The organism is Pseudomonas sp. FW305-25 (assembly GCF_017351415.1).
GTDB lineage: Bacteria > Pseudomonadota > Gammaproteobacteria > Pseudomonadales > Pseudomonadaceae > Aquipseudomonas > Aquipseudomonas chlororaphis.
The window spans coordinates 80331-97821 of the sequence record NZ_JACNDE010000009.1 but is presented as its reverse complement, the minus strand read 5'-3'; the positions used below and the strand labels follow the sequence as shown (position 1 = coordinate 97821).

The 17491-nt window shown below is 63.6% G+C and carries 12 protein-coding genes; 11 read left to right on the top strand and 1 reads right to left on the bottom strand.

Features of this window, described 5'->3' with window-relative positions:
- The first annotated feature begins 152 nt into the window (after positions 1-152).
- From J4E58_RS11330 to J4E58_RS11305, 6 genes are all read left to right on the top strand, one after another.
- A complete protein-coding gene (locus J4E58_RS11330; RefSeq protein WP_087090089.1) occupies positions 153-2192 on the top strand; it encodes a TonB-dependent receptor in 2040 nt (679 codons plus the stop codon).
- 253 nt (positions 2193-2445) lie between these two features.
- Entirely contained in the window at positions 2446-3468 is a 1023-nt protein-coding gene (locus tag J4E58_RS11325; RefSeq protein WP_087090087.1) for a hypothetical protein, read from the top strand.
- Between the two features lie 322 nt (positions 3469-3790).
- Complete coding sequence (locus J4E58_RS11320; protein WP_087090085.1) at positions 3791-5164, top strand: carbohydrate porin; 1374 nt, start codon at positions 3791-3793, stop codon at positions 5162-5164.
- A 130-nt stretch (positions 5165-5294) separates the two neighbouring features.
- A complete protein-coding gene (locus J4E58_RS11315; protein WP_087090083.1) occupies positions 5295-7715 on the top strand; it encodes a glucose/quinate/shikimate family membrane-bound PQQ-dependent dehydrogenase in 2421 nt (806 codons plus the stop codon).
- Positions 7716-8269: 554 nt separating this feature from the next.
- On the top strand, positions 8270-8584 hold the full coding sequence (locus J4E58_RS11310; protein ID WP_087090081.1) for a hypothetical protein: 315 nt from the start codon (positions 8270-8272) through the stop codon (positions 8582-8584).
- Between the two features lie 214 nt (positions 8585-8798).
- On the top strand, positions 8799-9092 hold the full coding sequence (locus J4E58_RS11305; protein ID WP_007930783.1) for a hypothetical protein: 294 nt from the start codon (positions 8799-8801) through the stop codon (positions 9090-9092).
- A 101-nt stretch (positions 9093-9193) separates the two neighbouring features.
- Here the strand turns inward: J4E58_RS11305 and J4E58_RS11300 are convergent, their stop codons facing one another.
- Positions 9194-11536 carry a bifunctional diguanylate cyclase/phosphodiesterase gene (locus J4E58_RS11300; RefSeq protein ID WP_087090078.1) on the bottom strand — a complete coding sequence of 781 codons (2343 nt, stop codon included), beginning with the start codon at positions 11534-11536 and terminating at the stop codon, positions 9194-9196.
- 404 nt (positions 11537-11940) lie between these two features.
- Here J4E58_RS11300 and lon point away from each other — a divergent pair, with 404 nt between their 5' ends.
- From lon to cmoB, 5 genes are all read left to right on the top strand, one after another.
- Complete coding sequence (gene lon, locus J4E58_RS11295) at positions 11941-14361, top strand: endopeptidase La (RefSeq protein WP_087090077.1); 2421 nt, start codon at positions 11941-11943, stop codon at positions 14359-14361.
- A 173-nt stretch (positions 14362-14534) separates the two neighbouring features.
- Positions 14535-14927: a protease inhibitor I42 family protein gene (locus J4E58_RS11290; RefSeq protein WP_007930776.1), complete on the top strand. Its 393-nt coding sequence runs from the start codon at positions 14535-14537 to the stop codon at positions 14925-14927.
- Between the two features lies 1 nt (position 14928).
- Positions 14929-15570 carry a lysoplasmalogenase gene (locus J4E58_RS11285; RefSeq protein WP_087090075.1) on the top strand — a complete coding sequence of 214 codons (642 nt, stop codon included), beginning with the start codon at positions 14929-14931 and terminating at the stop codon, positions 15568-15570.
- Positions 15571-15776: 206 nt separating this feature from the next.
- Positions 15777-16520, top strand: coding sequence for a carboxy-S-adenosyl-L-methionine synthase CmoA (gene cmoA / locus J4E58_RS11280; protein WP_087090073.1), 744 nt, complete (start codon positions 15777-15779; stop codon positions 16518-16520).
- On the top strand, positions 16517-17473 hold the full coding sequence (gene cmoB / locus J4E58_RS11275) for a tRNA 5-methoxyuridine(34)/uridine 5-oxyacetic acid(34) synthase CmoB (RefSeq protein ID WP_007929591.1): 957 nt from the start codon (positions 16517-16519) through the stop codon (positions 17471-17473). Before cmoA ends, cmoB begins: the two co-directional genes overlap by 4 nt.
- The last annotated feature ends 18 nt before the right edge of the window (positions 17474-17491 follow it).

Sequence of the window (17491 nt, the reverse complement as noted above, 5' to 3'; positions counted from 1 at the left end):
CGTCTCCTGAAAAAGTTCCTTTCTTTTTGCGCAGAAAGAGATGTTATATTGTATCAATACAAAACAAACCCCTGATCCAGACACCTCGCCGTGTCACGCCTGTTCTCTTTTGACTCAAAGCGCACAGCCTCGCGCTTGCCAAGGAATGACCGATGTCCCTCTCTGCCCACCGCCCTTCTCGCTCCTTACTCTGGCGCCTGACGCCGCTGTCCGCCGCCTTGCTGTTCGCCTCCCAGGCCCACGCCCTGGAGTTGCAACCGCAGGTCATCACCGCCAACCCCCTGGGCAGCCAGCAAACGGCAGCGCCGAGCACGGTACTGGAAGGCGACGAGCTGACCCTGCAACAACAAGGCAGCCTCGGCGAAACCCTGAATAAACAGCCGGGCGTGTCTTCGTCCTACTTCGGCCCGGGCGCCAGCCGGCCGATCATTCGCGGCCTGGACGGCGATCGCATTCGCCTGCTGCGCAACGGTGTCGGCGCCCTGGATGCGTCGTCGCTGTCCTACGACCACGCCGTGCCGCTGGACCCGGTCAACGTCGAGCGCATCGAGATCGTCCGCGGCCCGGCCGCCCTGTTGTATGGCGGCAGCGCCATCGGCGGCGTGGTCAACACCTTCGACAACCGCATCCCCACCGCAGCCATCGAAGGCATCCACGGTGCCGGTGAATTGCGTTATGGCGGTGCCGACACCACCCGCAGCAGCGCGGGCAAGCTGGAAGCCGGCAACGGCACCTTCGCCTTGCACCTGGACGCCAACTCGCGGCAGTTCAACGACCTGAAAATCCCCGGCTACGCCCGCAGCCGCCACGCCCCAGCGAGTGAAGATGGCGACGGCAAAAAAGGCCGCCTGGGCAACAGCGACGGCCGCCAGGACGGCGGCGCCATCGGCGGTTCCTACACCTGGGACGACGGTTACGCCGGGCTGTCCTATAGCAACTACGACTCCAACTACGGCTCGCCCGCCGAAGACGACGTGCGCATCCGCATGAAGCAGGATCACTATGCCTTCGCCTCGGAACTGCGCAACCTCGACGGCCCTTTCAGCTCGCTGAAATTCGACGCCGGCTACACCGATTACGAGCACCGCGAAATCGAAGGCAGCGAGACCGGCACCATTTTCAAGAACAAGGGTTACGAAGCCCGGGTCGAAGCGCGCCACCAGCCCCTCGGCCCGCTCAATGGGGTGATCGGCACCCAGGTCAGCCGCAGCGAGTTTTCTGCGCTCGGCGAAGAAGCCTTCGTGCCCCAGACCGATACCGACAGCGCCGCGCTGTTCATCCTCGAAGAATTGCAGGCCTCCGAGCGCCTGAAACTCAGCCTCGGCGGGCGCCTGGAACACACCCGAGTCGACCCGGACAGCAAAGGCAACGAGCGCTTCAGCCAGGCCGACAGCTCCAACAGTTTCACCGCCGGCAGCCTGTCGTCCGGCGCGGTCTACACCCTGACGCCGATCTGGTCCGTGGCCGCCACCCTGGGCTACACCGAACGCGCGCCGACCTTCTACGAGCTGTATGCCAACGGTGCCCACGTGGCCACCGGCACCTATGAAGTCGGCGACGCCAACCTGTCGAAAGAAAAAGCCGTGTCCAGCGACCTGGCCCTGCGTTTCGACAACGGCACCCACAAAGGCAGCGTCGGGGTGTTCTACAGCCACTTCTCCAACTACATCGGGCTGCTCGGTAGCGGACGCACCCTCAACGATGAAGGCGAGGAAGACGCAGGCGGCATGCCGGAATACACCTACTCCGGGGTCCGCGCGCGGTTTGCCGGGATCGAGGCCCAGGACCACTGGAAGCTCGGCGAAAGCGCCTACGGCAAGTTCGCCCTGGAACTGTCCGGCGACTACACCCGCGCCAAGAATCTGGACAACGGTGAAGCCCTGCCACGCATCGCGCCGCTGCGCCTGAACAGCGGCCTGCTGTGGGAACTGGATCGCTGGCAGGCGCGCATCGATGTCGAACACGCCGCCAGCCAGCGTCGCGTGCCGGACAACGAAAGCGGCACCGACGGCTACACCACCCTGGGCGCCAGCGCCGGTTACCACTTCGACATCGGCAGCAGCCAGTGGCTGGCCTTCGTCAAGGGCGAGAACCTGACCAACCAGACCGTGCGCTACGCCAGCTCGATCCTGCGCGACATCGCCCCGGCCCAGGGGCGCAGCATCGAGGTCGGCTTGCGCACCACCTTCTGAGCCCTCCCCAAAATCGCAGCCTTCGGGCTGCGATTTTCCTCTCCCCCCTCCCATTGATTCCCCCTCAGCGCCGGGCTTGCAGGACGCTCTGCAATCCCGGCCTGTACCGCCATGCCGTGACAGGTGCAAAATGCGCGCGATTACGCCGGTGCCTGGCATTACCAGGGTCGAGTACAGCCCCTGTACGACGGAACATTGCCCTCCACACCGGCCTCCCGAAAAAACGGATCTCCACCCAGTAAAGGACTGCCCCTTGTTTACCCTCACACGCCCGTTCGCCTTGCTTTTAGCACTCACCCTCTCGCTTGACGCCACCGCACTGTCACTTCACTCGGAAAAACGCGCAGATGGCACAACCGTGCTGCTGCTCACCGATGCCCCTGCCCCCGCCCGACCGCCACAGCTCAATGAAGATCCGGCAGTTCGCGCGGCCCTGATTGACTTCATCGGCTACGCCACCGGCAGTTTCACCAGCGACGGCTCCATGATCGTGACGCAAGTACTGGATTCCCTGGATTCAGAGTTCTCGACATTCAAAGAGGGCGTGCCTACCGGGCGCAAAATGCTCACGGCCATGGATCACGATCACGGCGATGAGCGCGCCGCGCTGCTGTTGAACGACAAGGGGCAGTTGATCGCCGTAGGCCTGGTGAATGGACACTGCACCGTCAAATCGAAGACAGAGTCGTTGTCCTGCAATCCGGGGCCCGAAACCGTGCTGACTATCTTCCAGGCCAAAGACGCCCAGAAGAGTGACGCCGAGCCAATCATTGCCTGGAGCAAACAGTTGCCGCCAATGGTCGCGTTCTGGGCCGAAAGTGAAGATCCCGAGGCACGTGCCAACGCACAAAAGATTGCCACGGTCGAATACATCACCACTGACCCGAAAAAAGCATCTTGGAATGCCTCGCAACTGCCTGCGGATTTCCCCAAGGCGATGCTTGCGTTGTTACCCAAAGACTCCCACCTGGTGGGCGCGGGCGTCGATGGTTTTTTCACCACCCCGGGCCTGAAAGGCGCGCCGATTTACGGAGACTACGACGAACTGGCCGGCCGGCCACGGCATGATTTCGAGGTCTTGTTGCAAACCTATGCGCCGTTCTCCGAGGTCGTGAAGTTTTACCAGGAGCAGGCAAAAGGCGCCGAGTTACGCGCCAACGATGAAAAGGCCCTGATTGACGGCGTGGTGGGCGGCGGTACTTACAAGATTGAGATCAAGGACAAAGAGGAAGAAGGAACGTCCATCACGTTCTCCGGCTGGAGAAAAGAAGTCTGAAACGGTTGAGCCAGACCGACACAGGAGCAAGTTATTCAAAGTAGAACGACTTGCCCTATTGAAGTGGGAGAAACCCACGAAGATTGACGGTAGTTCCGTGCCGAATACAAACGGAAAGAAAAAACACACTGTTACCAAATCCGAAATGATTCATGTCACTAAAAGCGCTTTCTCTCCAAGAGGAGGCGCTTTATCCTTACGCCCCCAACGCTGAATCGTTTTTTTCCTTAAAACAGTGGCTACCGCTTTCGATCCCCAAGGTTCGCAATGCGCGATACCCCCTGTTTCTGACCACTTATAAAAAGCCCTTACCTGACAACTTATGCCTAATTTCAAGCCTCTCAAAGACAGCGCTGTCTTTCACCCTTCCGCCAGTCAGAAAACCATGGCCCTGCTCAGCGCCCTCGGCCTGGCTACCTGCGCCCAGGCCGCGCCGGCCTTCGACAGCGAGTCCCCGTGGATGCTCGGCGACTGGAATGGCAACCGCACCGAGCTGGCGAAAAAAGGCTACGACTTCAAGATCGACTTCGTCGGCGAAATGGGCGCCAACCTGCATGGCGGTTACGACCATGACCGCACCGCGCGCTTCAGCGACCAGTTCGCCTTCGGCAGCCACCTGGACCTGGGCAAGATCCTCGGCTGGAACGATGCCGAGTTCCAACTGACCATCACCAAGCGCGACGGCGACAACATCAGCAACGACCGCATCAACGACCCGCGGGTCGGTGGCTTCACCTCGGCCCAGGAAGTCTGGGGCCGCGGCCAGACCTGGCGCCTGACGCAGATGTGGTACCAGCAGAAATTCTTCGACCAGAAACTCGACATCAAGGTCGGTCGGTTCGGCCAGGGCGAAGACTTCAACAGCTTCCCCTGCGACTTCCAGAACCTGGCGTTCTGCGGCTCCCAGGTCGGCAACTGGGCCGGCAGCGTCTGGTACAACTGGCCGGTCAGCCAGTGGGCGCTGCGGGTCAAATATCACCTGACCCCTGAGCTCTACGCGCAGATCGGCGCCTTTGAACAGAACCCGTCCAACCTCGAGCGCGGCAATGGCTTCAAGCTCAGCGGCAGCGGCACCCAGGGCACCCTGCTGCCAGTGGAACTGGTGTGGACGCCGAAGCTCAACGGGCTGCCGGGTGAATACCGCGCCGGTTACTACTACAGCAGCGCCAAGGCCAGCGACGTGTACAAAGACAGCAACGGCCAGCCGGCGGCCTTGAGCGGCGAGGCCTATCGCAGCAGTTCAAGCAAGCACGGCCTGTGGCTGGGCGCGCAACAGCAAATCACCAGCCTGGCCAGCGACCACTCGCGCGGCTTGAGCCTGTTCGCCAACGCGACGATGCACGACAAGAAGACCAACGCCATCGACAACTACGTCCAGGCCGGCCTGGTCTACAAGGGCCTGTTCGATGCGCGCGCCAAGGACGACATCGGTTTCGCCATGGCCCGGGTCCACGTCAACCCGGCCTACCGCAAGAACGCCGAAGCGAGCAACCAGGCCAACCTCATCCAGGACTACGACAACCCGGCCTACCTGCCGCCCCAGGACACCGAATACAGCGCCGAGCTGTACTACGGCGTGCATGTCACTAATTGGCTGACCGTGCGCCCGAACCTGCAATACATCCGCCACCCGGGTGGCGTGGACAAGGTCGACGACGCGCTGATCGGCGGGATCAAGATCCAGAGCTCGTTCTGAGGCGCACCGGCAACGCGCCCAATCTGAATAAAACTGTTTTTCCCAAACACTGCTGAACCATGCCCGCGCCTGATCGTCATCTACAGTGAACAAGCGCGGGACTACCTTAAACGTCACGGAGAACCACACTATGAGCACTGAGGGTGCTTCAAGTCCGAGCCGCCTGCTGCCGAGCCTGCTCGGCATCTTGCTGCTGCTAATGGGCCTGGCCATGCTGGCCGGGGGGATCAAGCTGAGCATGCTCGGCGGCTCGCTGTACTACCTGTTGGCCGGTATTGGCCTGATCGTCAGCGGCATCCTGCTGCTGGCCGGTCGTAGTGCCGCGCTGCTCGTCTACGGGGTGGTGCTGTTCTTAAGCTCCGTCTGGGCGCTGTGGGAAGTCGGCCTGGACTGGTGGCAACTGGTGCCACGCCTGTCGCTGTTCTTTGCCCTGGGCGTGGTTCTGCTGCTGCCATGGTTCCGTCGTCCGCTGCTGCGCAACGGCCCGGCGCCTGTAAGCACCGCGGTACTGGGCGTGGCCGTGGTCCTGGCCGGCGGTGCCGCGATCAACAGCCAGTTCACCCACCCGGGCGAGATCTCGGGCGAACTGGGCCGTGCAAGCGCCGACACCACCAGCGCCGCGCCGACCATGCCCGAAGGCGACTGGCAGGCGTATGGCCGCACCGAGTTCGGTGACCGCTACTCGCCGCTGACCCAGATCACTCCGGCCAACATCGGCAAACTGCAGGAAGCCTGGCGCATCCGCACCGGCGACATGCCGACCGCCAAGGACCCGGTGGAAATCACCAACCAGAACACCCCGCTGAAGGTCAACGGCATGCTCTATGCCTGCACCGCCCACAGCCAGGTGCTGGCGCTGGACCCGGACACCGGCAAGGAAATCTGGCGTTTCGACCCGAAAATCCAGGGCCCGAACGGCGATGACTTCCGTGGCTGGGCACACATGACCTGCCGCGGCGTGTCGTACTACGACGAAGCCAGCTTCAACAAAAGCGACGCCATCAGCACCCCGGCCAGCCTCTCGGCCGCCGGCCAGGCGATCGCCGCCAGCTGCCCGCGTCGCCTGTTCCTGCCGACCGCCGACGCGCGCCTGATCGCGATCAACGCCGACACCGGCAAGGTCTGCGAAGACTTCGGCAACAAAGGCGCCGTGGACCTGAAGGCCGGTATCGGCCCGTTCACCCCGGGCGGCTACTACTCGACGTCGCCAGCCGCCATCACTCGTAACCTGGTGATCATTGGCGGCCACGTGACCGACAACGAGTCGACCAACGAACCGTCCGGCGTGATCCGCGCCTTCGACGTGCACGACGGTCACCTGGTGTGGAACTGGGACGCCGGCAACCCCGACGTCACCACGCCGCTGCCGGAAGGCCAGACCTACACCCGCAACTCGCCGAACATGTGGTCCCTGGCCAGCGTCGACGAGAAGCTGGGCCTGGTCTACCTGCCGCTGGGCAACCAGATGCCTGACCAATGGGGCGGCAACCGCACCGCGGGCGCCGAGAAGTTCAGCGCCGGCACCGTGGCCCTGGACATCGACACCGGCAAGCTGCGCTGGAACTACCAGTTCACCCACCATGACCTGTGGGACATGGACGTGGGCAGCCAGCCGACCCTGGTGGACATGAAGACCGCGGACGGCATCAAGCCGGCGCTGATTCAGCCGACCAAGCAAGGCAGCCTGTATGTGCTGGACCGTCGCGACGGCACCCCGATCGTGCCGATCCAGGAAGTACCGGCGCCGGGCGGTGCGGTCGAAGGTGACCACACCGCGCCGACCCAGGCCCGTTCGGACCTGAACCTGCTGCCGCCGCCGCTGGAAGAAAAAGGCATGTGGGGCGCCACGCCGTTCGACCAGATGCTGTGCCGCATCCAGTTCAAGGAACTGCGCTACGAAGGCCAGTACACCCCGCCGTCGATCCAGGGCAGCCTGGTCTATCCGGGTAACGTCGGTGTGTTCAACTGGGGCAGCGTGTCGATCGACCCGGTCCGTCACCTGCTGTTCACCAGCCCGAACTACATGGCCTTCGTTTCCAAGCTGGTGCCGCGCGCCGAAGTCGCCGCCGGCAGCAAGCGCGAAAGCGAAACCTCCGGTGTGCAACCCAACACCGGCGCGCCTTACGCGGTGATCATGCATCCGTTCATGTCGCCGTTCGGCGTACCTTGCCAGGCCCCGGCCTGGGGCTACGTGGCCGGTATCGACCTGACCACCAACAAAGTGGTGTGGAAGCACAAGAACGGCACCAGCCGCGACAGCTCGCCGGTACCGATCGGCCTGCCCATCGGCGTGCCGAGCATGGGCGGCTCGATGGTCACCGCCGGTGGCGTGGGCTTCCTCAGCGGCACCCTGGACCAGTACATCCGCGGTTATGACGTGAACAACGGCAAGGAACTGTGGAAATCCCGCCTGCCAGCGGGCGGCCAGGCCACGCCGATGAGCTACACCGGCAAGGATGGCAAGCAGTACGTGCTGGTGGTCGTGGGTGGCCACGGCTCGCTGGGCACCAAGATGGGCGACTACATCATCGCCTACAAACTGTCGGAATAAGCGTTACCGGCAGTGAATGAAAAGGCGGCTACCTGCGGGTAGCCGCCTTTTTTTGTGGGTGGCGTTTGGAGGGAGTTTCTTCGGCCTTTCATTTTTGTATTGCCCGGCCTGACGTCATCGCGAGCAAGCTCGCTCCTACAAGGACGGTGCAATACCTGTAGGAGCGAGCTTGCTCGCGATAGGGCCCGCCCAACCACCACCAGCCTCCCGGGCGATAACGATTCATGTAGCAGCTGCCGAGCCCGCGAGGCTGCGATCGGCCGCAAAGCGGACGCTAAACCAGACAACGCGGTGTATCAGGCTGATGGGGGACACCGCCCTTGCGTCTGCTACGCAGACGATCGCAGCCTCGCGGGCTCGGCAGCGGCTACAGGGCCAATGTCGAGCCGAGATCGGTGTGGCAGTGGTTATGGCGAAAATTCCTACAACACGCGTCGACTCCCATCACCTTGTCCCGCCGGGCCTCGGACTCTATGGTTTGGTCTGTCACTGCCAATTCAGTGACAGGGCGTAGGAACCCTTTTGATGACCCTGGGCGCACTGGAGCCAGTTCAATGAAAAAGGTTGTTTCCGATACACCCGCCCTACCCACCTCACCCCGCCGCTACATGGCCCTGACCAGCAACGACTGCACCATCCCCGCCTTGCTGATCGACACCGAGGCGCCATTGGATGTGCTGCACGAAGCCGCCGCCCACCGCATCCGCGCCGCGGCCCAGTTGCTGGAAAACCTCGCCAGCGACGCCAACCTGCACGGCAATCCGGCGCTGCTCCAGGATTTCGCCCAGCTCTGCGTCATCCCCCTGCGCGATGGTTGCGACCTGCTGGACGTACTCGGCCGGCGCCTGCAGGAACAACTGCTGAGCTGAACCTCGAGCCGGGGCCGGCGACCTTCTGCCGGCCCTGACCCCATACCCAGCCCCCGCAATTGCAAAGGGACATTAGCCCATCTGTGCTAATCGACCCTCCCCCACCCCGGCGATATAGTGCCAACCACTCACTCGCTCTTCTCAACACCGCCGCTCTGCGGTGTCGGGGTCGGCTGCGCCGTAGAAAACACAACAATGCCAAGGAAGAATCACCATGAACCTCCACCCCACTGCTCGTCCCCTCGCCCTGCTCGGCATCCTGGCTCTCGCCCTGGGCGGTTGCGCCATTGCCAAACCCAGCAACGACGACCTCAAGAACCGCGCCCAGACCACCCTCGGCAAGCCCGTGACCACGGTCTCCAATGTGCGCAGCGACGCATCCCAGACCTACTTCACCGCCAGCACCAGCAACGGCGAATACAATTGCATCTTGCCCAGTGGCGGCATGGTCGCCTTCGCCTCCATGGGCGGCGTCGTGGCGCTCCCCGCCGAGTGCACCAAGCAGTAAGCCGCGGCCCATCGCCGAGGGTTCTGGCGCCAGACTTCACACCGTGAAGCAGGGCCTGCAGATCTCTGGCTGCAGCGCCCGGAGCGGCCACACAGGGCTGCTCAGCTGGAAATCCGCGACTTCAACAGCCAAGCCTCGAAGGCTGTGGCAGTCAGCGGCCGGCTGATCAGGTAGCCCTGGGCCGTGTCGCAATGCCAGCGCTCCAGCAGGCGCAGGCTGCGCTCCTGCTCCACCCCTTCGGCCACCACCTTGAGCCCCAGGTTGTGGCTCATCTCGATGGTGGAACGCACGATCACCGCGTCGCCGCTGGTTTCGTCGAGGTTGCGGATAAACGACTGGTCGATCTTCAACTCCTGCACCGGCAGCCGCTGCAATTGCGCCAGCGACGAGTAGCCGGTGCCGAAGTCGTCCACCGACAGGCTGATGCCGCAGTCGCGCAGGCTCTGCAACACCTCCAGCGCCTGTTCCGGGTGACGCATGATGGCGCTTTCGGTGATCTCGAAAATCAGCTGCTCAGCGGACAACCGATAACGCTGCAGCAACACGCTCACCCGCGCCGCCAGGTCGTGGCCATGCAGGTCGTCCGCCGAGATGTTCAGCGACAACTGCAGATGCAGCCCGCGCATGTTCCATTCGGCCAGTTGCCGCATGCCCTCCTCGATCACCCACAGGGTCAGGCTGTTCATGCTGCCGGTGCGCTCGGCCAGGGGGATGAACTCCGCCGGCGAGACCATGCCGAACTCCGGGTGCTGCCAGCGCAGCAGGGCTTCGGCCTGGTGCACATGGCCGTGACGCAGGTCCAGCTTGGGCTGGTACAGCAAGAACAGCTCACCTTCCGCCGCGGCCCGGCGCAGGTCGCGGATCAGTCCGATCTGGCGCTGATGGGCCAGGTCGCGGTCCTGCTGGTAGATCTGCAGGTAACCGGGCTGGGCGGCCGCATCGTGGCGAGCGATGGCGGCGCGGCTGATCAGCTCTTCCGCCGATTGCCCGTCGGTGGGGTAGACCGCCACGCCGATGCACACCTGGCGCTGCACTTCATCGCCACGCAGGGGCTGCGGCCGGCTCAATAACGCATGGAGCCGGTCGGCCATGGCCACCGCGCCATCGATCTCGGTATTTTCCAGCAGCAACAGAAACTCGTTGGCGGTGATGCGCGCGGCGGTGTCACCGGTGGACACCGTCTCCGACAGCCGCCGGCTGACTTCGCGCATCATCTGCTCCACCCCTTCCGGGCCCAGGCCTTCGTTGATCGCCCGATAGTCCTCGATGCCCAGGTACAGCAGCACCACCTTGCGCCCGGCGCTGATGGCGTTGCTCAGGCGCTCCATGGCCAGCGCCCGGTTGGGCAGGCCGGTCAGGGGGTCGTGCAGGGCGTTGTGGGCCAGTTGCAGCTCGCGGCTGGCAATCCCGCTCTGCATGGCGTTGATCGCCTCGGCCAGCAAGCCGAACTCGTCGGTGCGCTTGAGCACCACCGGCACCTGGTAGTTGCCGGCGCCGATGCGTTGGGCGGCATCGGCCAGCACATTCAACGGCCGCGACACCCGCCGCGCCATGAACAGGGCGCCGGCCAGCGACACCACCAGCGCCACCAGGGCAATCACCAGGAACTCGCGGTCCAGCGGCGCAAAGGCCTGCAAGGCGTGATCCAGCGGGCTTTGCAGCAACGCCAGAACCTTGGGGTCGTCGGGATCGTCGGTATTGGCCAGTTGCAGGGCCTGATTGAGGAAGCGCTTGCCGTGGGCATCGCTCAGCTGTGGTCGCGCGCGCCAGGACGCATTGCGCAGGGTGGTGATGATGGTCGCCCAGAAAATATCCGGCTGAGTGCTGAACAGCTCCCCCGCGCGCCCGTCCTGCAGGGTGAGGAATGACACCTCCAGGTTGCTCATGGAGCGCAATTCGCTGGCGAACAGGTCGTCCATGCGAAACGCCATGACCACCCGATTCATGTGCATCGGCGTCAGTATCTGCCCCTGGACCAGCAGATAAGGCTGGCCCTTGAGCGCGACGATCAACATGCTTTTGTTCTGCCGCAGGGCCGTGCGCAATGCTCGGTCGTAGGGGAAATGCTCACGCTCGGCGATCGCCCCCAGGGTGCTGGCGATCACCGTGCCTTCGGCGCCGAGCACGAACAGCTCGCTGCCGCGGGTGCCAGTGCCATGCTGACGCAGCGCCTCGAGAATCGCCCGCGAGTCGCCGCTGATCACCGCCTCACGGAACTGCGAGTCCACCACCAGCCAGTCCACGCCATAACGCAAGCGCCGACCGCGCAGTTCGAGCAGGCGTTCGAAGACCCGGGCGCCGGTTTGCAGCTGCACTTGCGCCTGGTTTTCCACCGCATGATTGGTCGCGGCCTTGACGGCGAAATACACCACCCCGATCACGATCAACAGCAACAACGCCAATACCCCAGTGATCCTTACCTGGAACGTATGGCGCCACTTCATGAGACGGCTCTCGTCGCCGCGACCTCACTGTTGTCGCCCCTGCACCCCCACGGCGACACCCGCCGCTCCCCGCTGAAAAGTCCTTTGATCATTACGCGTCCCTCTGGGCAGCTAAAGATGCGTCAAATAAATGCCATTTTCCTGACAACATTCAATCGGTCCAGATTAGACTGCCAAGAGAAGAAGATCACGCAATAAAATCAGGGGGTTCATAAAGTCATTTTTTTGTCACCGCCAATTTACCAACGTTCTTGCGCAGAAATGACAGCCTCACAATCAGCGCTTTGGAGGCTGCACTGCGTTGCGGTGACAAGGACTGAAATAATTGATCCGGCCCGGGCACCATTGAAACCGCTCGTCACCTGCCCCATCTAACCTGGCATACCCCATTGCGCAGGTGCCCCATGAGCGACCAGCAAGAACTTCCTGAAACCATGAGTGAATACGCCGACCCGGAAAACGCCGAACTCCATACGTCCTCCGGCAAGGGCCTGGCCCTGCCCGGGCAGAATCTGCCGGACAAGGTCTACATCATCCCGATCCACAATCGGCCGTTCTTCCCCGCGCAAGTCTTGCCGGTGATCGTCAACGAAGAACCCTGGGCCGAAACCCTGGAGCTGGTGAGCAAGTCCGAACACCATTCCCTGGCGCTGTTCTTCATGGACACCCCGCCGGAAGACCCACGCCATTTCGACACCTCGGCCCTGCCGCTGTACGGCACCCTGGTCAAGGTGCACCACGCCAGCCGCGAGAACGGCAAGCTGCAGTTCGTGGCCCAGGGCCTGACCCGCGTGCGCATCCGCACCTGGCTCAAGCACCATCGCCCGCCCTATCTGGTGGAGGTCGAATACCCGCACCAGCCGAGCGAGCCGACCGACGAGGTCAAGGCCTACGGCATGGCACTGATCAACGCGATCAAGGAACTGCTGCCGCTCAACCCGCTGTACAGCGAAGAGCTGAAGAACTACCTCAACCGCTTCAGCCCCAACGACCCGTCGCCTTTGACCGACTTCGCCGCCGCGCTGACCTCGGCCACCGGCAACGAACTGCAGGAAGTGCTCGACTGCGTGCCGATGCTCAAGCGCATGGAAAAAGTCCTGCCGATGCTGCGCAAGGAAGTCGAGGTCGCGCGCCTGCAGAAAGAGATTTCCGCCGAGGTCAATCGCAAGATCGGCGAGCATCAGCGCGAGTTCTTCCTCAAGGAACAGCTCAAGGTCATCCAGCAGGAGCTGGGCCTGACCAAGGACGATCGCAGCGCCGACATCGAGCAGTTCGAGCAGCGCCTGGCTGGCAAGGTCCTGCCTCCTCAAGCGCAAAAGCGCATCGTGGAGGAAATGAACAAACTGTCGATCCTCGAGACCGGCTCGCCGGAGTACGCGGTCACCCGCAACTACCTGGAATGGGCCACCGCGGTGCCCTGGGGCGTGTACGGCGAAGACAAGCTCGACCTCAAGCATGCGCGCAAGGTGCTGGACCAGCACCACGCCGGGCTCGACGACATCAAGAGCCGGATCCTCGAATTCCTCGCGGTCGGCGCCTACAAGGGCGAGATCAGCGGCTCCATCGTGCTGCTGGTGGGCCCGCCCGGCGTGGGCAAGACCAGTGTCGGCAAGTCCATCGCCGAATCCCTGGGCCGGCCGTTCTACCGCTTCAGCGTCGGCGGCATGCGTGACGAGGCCGAGATCAAGGGCCACCGCCGCACCTACATCGGCGCCCTGCCGGGCAAGCTGGTGCAGGCGTTGAAAGACGTCGAGGTGATGAACCCGGTGATCATGCTCGACGAGATCGACAAGATGGGCCAGAGCTACCAGGGCGACCCGGCCTCGGCGCTGCTGGAAACCCTCGACCCGGAACAGAACGTGGAATTCCTCGACCACTACCTGGACCTGCGCCTGGACCTGTCAAAAGTGCTGTTCGTGTGCACCGCCAACACCCTGGATTCGATTCCCGGCCCGTTGCTGGACCGGATGGAAGTGATTCGCCTGTCGGGCTACATCACCGAGGAAAAACTGGCCATCGCCAAGCGCCACCTGTGGCCCAAGCAGCTGGAAAAGGCGGGGGTGTCCAAGGCTAACCTGAGTATCAGCGACGCGGCCCTGCGCGCGGTGATCGATGGTTACGCTCGCGAGGCCGGCGTGCGCCAGCTGGAAAAACAGCTGGGCAAACTGGTGCGCAAGGCCGTGGTGCGGCTGCTGGAAGAACCGGACGCGGTGATCAAGCTCGGCCCGAAAGACCTGGAGGCGTCCCTGGGCATGCCGGTGTTCCGCAACGAGCAGGTGCTCAGCGGCACCGGGGTGATCACCGGCCTGGCCTGGACCAGCATGGGCGGCGCCACGCTGCCGATCGAAGCCACGCGGATTCATACCCTCAACCGTGGCTTCAAGCTCACCGGGCAATTGGGCGATGTGATGAAGGAGTCGGCGGAAATCGCCTACAGCTACGTCACCTCGCACCTCAAGCAATTTGGTGGCGATGCCAAGTTCTTCGACGAGGCATTCGTCCACCTGCACGTGCCGGAAGGCGCCACGCCGAAGGATGGCCCGAGCGCCGGGGTGACCATGGCCAGCGCCCTGCTGTCCCTGGCACGCAACCAGCCGCCGAAAAAGGGCGTGGCCATGACCGGCGAGCTGACCCTGACCGGGCATGTCCTGCCCATCGGCGGGGTGCGCGAGAAGGTCATCGCGGCGCGCCGGCAGAAGCTCTACGAGCTGATCCTGCCGGAAGCCAACCGCGGCCACTTCGAAGAGCTGCCGGACTACCTCAAGGAAGGCATCACCGTGCACTTTGCCAAGCGTTTCGCCGATGTGGCGAAAGTGCTGTTCTAAACGCAGACCTGTAGGAGCGAGGCTTGCCCGCGATCTAAACGCTGCGGTATGCCAGGCACACCGCAGCGAGGCCATCGCGGGCAAGCCTCGCTCCTACAGAATCGCTAGCCCACCACATATTCCTCAATCTTCGGTTATGCTCGCCCTTTGTCATGACCGGAGCTTTCTGACCCATGTCACCGATTCGTCTGTTGCTGCCCCTCAGCCTCGCCCTGCTCGCCGCCTGCGCCAGCCAACCCAAGCACAACGTCACGGTCGAGAACCAGAGCGAATGCCCAGTGCAACTGAGCAACGGGCAAAACCTGATCCTGACCCTGCCGAGCAACCCGACCACGGGTTATCGCTGGGCGATCCAGGACTCGGCCGGCGGCGTGCTGCGCAAAATCAGCCCCGAGGTCTACAGCAACCCCGAAGACAGTGGCCTGGTGGGCAGCGCCGGCCAGTCCACCTGGCGCTTCCAGGCCTTCGCCGCCGGCACCGGGCGCCTGCTGCTGACCTATCAACAGCCCTGGGCCCCGGAAGTCGCGCCGGTGAAAGCCTTCGACTGCGCCATTTCGGTCAAATGACATGGGCTGGCTGATCCTGGCGCTGATGGGCGCGGTGACCTTCCTCTACGGCCTGAGCATCCACGCCACCCTGCTGTGCCTGCTGGTCAAGCCGCTGCCGGTGCTGGCCCTGCTCGGCTGGTTGCACGATGCGCCCCCCAGCGACTATCGCCGCTGGATCAGCCTCGGCCTGTTGTTCTCCCTGCTCGGCGACGTGCTGCTGGCCTGGCCCGCCGACCTGTTCGTGTTCGGCCTCGGGGCCTTCCTGGTCGCGCACCTGGCCTATCTCAAGGCCTATACCAGCGATTGCCGGCGCCTGGCGCCCTTGCCCCTGCTGCTGGCCCTGGTCGTCGGCGCGGCGTTGCTGGGCATCCTGATCAGCCATGGCCTCGGCCCGTTGCTGGTGCCAGTGATCGTCTACGGCCTGGCTATCAGCGCCATGCTCTGGCGCGCCCTGGCTCGCCTGGGCAGCGAGGTGCCCAAGCGCTCGGCGCAACTGGCCGCCGCCGGCGCCGTGGCCTTTGTGTTCTCCGACAGCGTGATCGGCATCAGCCGTTTTGTGGTGGCCTTCGATGCCGCGCCCTACCTGATCATCCTCAGTTACTGGCTGGGGCAATGGGGGATCGCGGCGTCGGCGTTTACCGCGAAAAAGCGCGAGATCTGATCGTCCCGCAGCAGCCTTAAGGGACTTATCGCGAGCAAGCTCGCTCCTACAGGGGGGAATCATTCCATGTAGGAGCGAGCTTGCTCGCGATAGACCACGCAGTGGTCTTACGACCGGTCCCCGCGCTTTATCAGACAGACCGCGCATCGCCGCGCCAACTTGGCTAAAATGCCGCCCCTCTTTCTATCTCCACCGCTGGAACCGCCGTGAGCAAAGAACCCGACCGCCTTTTCGCCCAGCCCCTGGCCCAGGTGCCCGACTTCGCCTTCAACGAGGACGTGGTGCGGGTGTTCCCGGACATGATCAAGCGCTCGGTGCCGGGTTACCCGACCATTGTCGAGAACCTTGGCGTACTCGCCGCCCAGTTCGCCCAGCCCAACAGCGTGCTCTACGACCTGGGCTCGTCCCTCGGCGCCGTGACCCAAGCCCTGCGCCGCCATGTGCGCACCGACGGCTGCCGGGTGATCGCGGTGGATAACTCGGCGGCCATGGTCGAGCGCTGCCGCGAGTACCTCAACGGCCAGGACTCGATGTTCCAGGAGCTGTTGCCGGTCGAAGTGATCGAAGGCGACATCCTCGCCCTGGAATTCCAGCCCGCCTCGGTGGTGGCGCTGAACTTCACCCTGCAATTCATCGCCCCCGAACAGCGCCTGGCCCTGCTCGGGCGCATTCGCCAGGCGCTGCTGCCCGGCGGCGCGCTGATCCTCTCGGAGAAGTTGCGCTTCAACGACCCCAAGGAGCATGCGCTGCTCACCGACCTGCACATCGCCTTCAAGCGCGCCAACGGCTACAGCGAACTGGAAATCGCCCAGAAGCGCAGCGCCATCGAAAACGTCATGAAGCCCGACAGCCTCGAAGAACACCGCGAACGCCTGCTGGCCGCCGGGTTCTCGAAAGTCGTGCCGTGGTTCCAGTGTCTTAACTTTGCCTCGTTGATTGCCTTGCCATGATTGATCTGTCCCCCCTAGCCCGCCGTCTGGCCGGTACGCCGCTGGCCGACTGGGCCAACACCCTGCAAGCGCAACTCGACACCAAGATGGAAAAGGGCCACGGCGACCTGGAGCGCTGGCAGAGCGCGCTGGACGCGCTGCCGAAGATCCAGCCGAGCACGGTCGACCTGCTCAACGGACTGACCCTGGATACCGATTGCGACGACGCCACCCGCGCCCAGATGCGCAGCGCGCTGATGGGCCTGTCGCCCTGGCGCAAGGGCCCGTTCGACCTGTTCGGCGTGCATGTGGACACCGAATGGCGCTCGGACTGGAAATGGTCGCGGGTCGCGAAGCACCTCGACCTGCAAGGCAAACGCATCCTCGATGTCGGCTGCGGCAACGGCTACTACATGTGGCGCATGCTCGGCGCCGGTGCCCACAGCGTGATCGGCGTCGATCCGAACTGGCTGTTCTTCTGCCAGTTCCAGGCGGTGCAGCGTTACCTGTCGGAGCCCGCGGTGTGGCACCTGCCGTTCCCGTTCGAAGATCTGCCACCCAACCTGGAAGGCTTCGACACGGTGTTTTCCATGGGCGTGTTCTACCACCGTCGCTCGCCGATCGAGCATTTGCTCGCGCTCAAGGACTGCTTGGTCAAGGGCGGCGAACTGGTGCTGGAAACCCTGGTGGTGGAAGGCGACCGGCATCAGGTGCTGGTGCCGGAAGACCGCTACGCGCAGATGCGTAACGTGTGGTTCCTGCCGTCGGTGCCGGCCTTGGAACTGTGGCTGCGTCGTGCCGGCTTCAGCGATGTGCGTTGCGTGGATGTGAGCGTGACCAGCATCGAGGAGCAGCGCGGCACCGAGTGGATGAAGTACCAGTCGCTGAGCGATTTCCTCGACCCGAACGACCACAGCAAGACCATCGAAGGCCTGCCGGCGCCGATGCGCGCGGTGATTGTCGCCAGGAAGTAAATGCCCCACACCGTGTAG

Excerpts from the sequence above, each read along its gene's own strand:
- J4E58_RS11315 (WP_087090083.1), top strand. The coding sequence starts at position 5,295 with ATGAGCACTGAGGGTGCTTCAAGTCCGAGCCGCCTGCTGCCGAGCCTG.
- J4E58_RS11290 (WP_007930776.1), top strand. The coding sequence starts at position 14,535 with ATGTCACCGATTCGTCTGTTGCTGCCCCTCAGCCTCGCCCTGCTCGCC.
- J4E58_RS11310 (WP_087090081.1), top strand. The coding sequence starts at position 8,270 with ATGAAAAAGGTTGTTTCCGATACACCCGCCCTACCCACCTCACCCCGC.
- cmoB (WP_007929591.1), top strand. The coding sequence starts at position 16,517 with ATGATTGATCTGTCCCCCCTAGCCCGCCGTCTGGCCGGTACGCCGCTG.
- J4E58_RS11285 (WP_087090075.1), top strand. The coding sequence starts at position 14,929 with ATGGGCTGGCTGATCCTGGCGCTGATGGGCGCGGTGACCTTCCTCTAC.
- J4E58_RS11300 (WP_087090078.1), bottom strand. The coding sequence starts at position 11,536 with ATGAAGTGGCGCCATACGTTCCAGGTAAGGATCACTGGGGTATTGGCG.
- J4E58_RS11305 (WP_007930783.1), top strand. The coding sequence starts at position 8,799 with ATGAACCTCCACCCCACTGCTCGTCCCCTCGCCCTGCTCGGCATCCTG.
- J4E58_RS11320 (WP_087090085.1), top strand. The coding sequence starts at position 3,791 with ATGCCTAATTTCAAGCCTCTCAAAGACAGCGCTGTCTTTCACCCTTCC.
- lon (WP_087090077.1), top strand. The coding sequence starts at position 11,941 with ATGAGCGACCAGCAAGAACTTCCTGAAACCATGAGTGAATACGCCGAC.
- J4E58_RS11330 (WP_087090089.1), top strand. The coding sequence starts at position 153 with ATGTCCCTCTCTGCCCACCGCCCTTCTCGCTCCTTACTCTGGCGCCTG.